Raw genomic sequence first — 2137 nt, forward strand, 5'->3', positions numbered from 1 at the left:
GCGGCCGCCCGGGTGGCCGAGGCGGCGCAGGAAGGCACTCCGGCTCTCTACGCCGCCGGCTCCGAGCGGCTGCTGCGGGCGCTGCGCGAGGTGGTCTCCGAGGCGGCACGGCGCGGCGCCCCCCTGCCTGCCTGGGTCGCGCTGGAGGGGGCGATGGCCTGCGGAATCGGCTCCTGCCTGGGCTGCGCCGTCCTCCTCCGCGAGCCGGAAGGGGGCGCCGGGGAGACCGGCGCGCTCCGCGTGGCCCGCCTCTGCAGCGACGGGCCGGTCTTCGAGCTGGAGCGGCTGGTGCTGGGCGAGACCTGGCCGGAGCAGGAAGGGGTGGAGATGGGGTGAAGGCGGGCGAGAGCGGCGGGCGGACGGTACCGGCGGCGGAACGGCCCGGGGAGCCCTCGCTGGCGGTCCAGGTGGGGCCCTGGCGGCTGGCCACGCCCGTCATGCCCGCCTCGGGCACCTTCGCCTATGGGCGGGAGATGGCGGCCTGGTTCGACCTGCGGCGGCTGGGGGCGCTGGTCACGAAGGGGACCAGCCTCCGCCCCCGCCTCGGGGCGCCGCCGCCGCGCGTGGCGGAGACGCCGGGTGGGCTGCTCAACGCCGTCGGCCTGGAGAACCCGGGCGTGGACGAGGTGGTGGCGCGCGAGCTCCCCTGGCTGGCCGGGCTGGGCATCCCCGTCTTCGTCAACGTCTGGGGGACGAGCGTGGCCGAGTACGGCGAGGTGGCCGCGCGGCTGGAGGGCGCGCCGGGCGTGGCCGGCATCGAGCTCAACCTCTCCTGCCCCAACGTGGGCGCCGACGGCACCGAGTTCGGCCGCGACCCGCGGCTGGCGGCGGCCGTGGTGGAGACGGCGAGAAAGCGCACCTCGCTGCCGCTCCTGGCCAAGCTGGCGGCCGACGCGCCCGCGCTGGAGGAGGTGGCGCGCGCGGTGGAGGCGGCTGGCGCCAGTGCCATCACGCTCAGCAACACGCTCCGCGGCCTGGCCATCGACGTCCGCCGCCGCCGGCCGGTGCTGGGGCGGGGGACGGGCGGCCTCTCGGGTCCGGCCATCAAGCCGCTGGCGCTGTGCGCGGTCTGGGAGGTGGCGGGGCGGGTGACGGTGCCCGTGGTGGGCGTGGGCGGCATCCGGAGCGGCGAGGACGCGGCCGAGTTCCTCCTGGCCGGGGCGCGGGCGGTCCAGGTGGGGACGGCCAACCTGGTGGAGCCGGACGCCTGCCTGCGGGTGACGGAGGAGCTGGGCGCCCTCCTCCGGCGCGAGGGCTTCGCCTCCGTCGAGGCCATGATCGGCGCGGCGCGGCCCGGCTCGCCGGCGCGCGGGGGGGAACGGCCGTGAGCGCGGGTGCACCGTCCGCGGCCGCCCGCCGGCCGCTCCTCCTCCTGGCGCTGGACGGCCCCGGCTGGGAGGGCGACCGCCGCCTGGCCGAGCGCCTCCTGGCCTCGCCGGCCGGCGCGGCGCTGGACGGCTTCAAGCTGGGCCCGGCGCTCTTCACCGCCGCCGGCCCGGAGGCCGCCCGCTGGCTGGCGGCGCGGCGGGCGCTCTTTCTGGACCTGAAGCTCCACGACATCCCGGCCGTGGTGGCCGAGGCCGTCCGGGCGGCGGCCGCGCTGGGCGCCCGCTGGCTGACGCTGCACGCCGCCGGCGGGCGGCGCATGCTGGAGGCCGCCTGCCGGGCGCGCGACGCCGCCGGGGGGCGGCCCGAGCTGCTGGCGGTGACGGTGCTGACCAGCCTGGAGGAAGCCGACCTGGCCGCGCTGGGCTACGCGGGCGGCGTCGAGGCGACCGCGCTGCGGCTGGCGGCGCTGGCGCTGGAGGCGGGCGTCGACGGGCTGGTGGCCTCGGCGCACGAAGTGCCGGCGCTGCGCCGCCGCTTCGGCCCCGGCCCGCGCCTGGCCGTGCCCGGCCTGCGGGCGGCGGCGGACCGACCGGCCGGCGACGACCAGCGCCGGGTGGCCACGCCCGCCGGCGCGGCGGCCGCCGGGGCCGACCTGCTGGTGCTGGGACGGGCCGTCCGCGCCGCGGCCGACCCGGTGGCGGCGCTGGCGGAGTTGGCGGCCGGGCTGGAGAGCGGGGGCGCACCCGCGGGGGAGGAGGGGCGGCCGTGAACGGCGAGAGCGCGGAGGAGCGGGAGGTGCGGCGCCTGC

3 protein-coding genes are annotated in these 2137 nt (G+C 80.0%); all 3 read left to right on the forward strand.

Going from position 1 to position 2137, the window contains the following annotated elements:
• Positions 1–12 precede the first annotated feature (12 nt).
• Genes K6U79_11595 through pyrF form a run of 3 tightly spaced genes read left to right on the forward strand, consistent with a single transcriptional unit; the run spans position 13 to position 2098 of the window.
• Positions 13–336, forward strand: coding sequence for a hypothetical protein (locus tag K6U79_11595; protein MCL6522997.1), 324 nt, complete (start codon positions 13–15; stop codon positions 334–336).
• Positions 252–1328, forward strand: a complete 1077-nt coding sequence (locus tag K6U79_11600) for a dihydroorotate dehydrogenase (GenBank protein ID MCL6522998.1) — start codon at positions 252–254, stop codon at positions 1326–1328. Before K6U79_11595 ends, K6U79_11600 begins: the two co-directional genes overlap by 85 nt.
• Positions 1325–2098 carry an orotidine-5'-phosphate decarboxylase gene (gene pyrF / locus K6U79_11605; GenBank protein ID MCL6522999.1) on the forward strand — a complete coding sequence of 258 codons (774 nt, stop codon included), beginning with the start codon at positions 1325–1327 and terminating at the stop codon, positions 2096–2098. Before K6U79_11600 ends, pyrF begins: the two co-directional genes overlap by 4 nt.
• The last annotated feature ends 39 nt before the right edge of the window (positions 2099–2137 follow it).

The sequence above is a fragment of the Bacillota bacterium genome, assembly GCA_023511835.1.
Classification (GTDB): domain Bacteria; phylum Bacillota; class Sulfobacillia; order JAIMAT01; family JAIMAT01; genus JAIMAT01.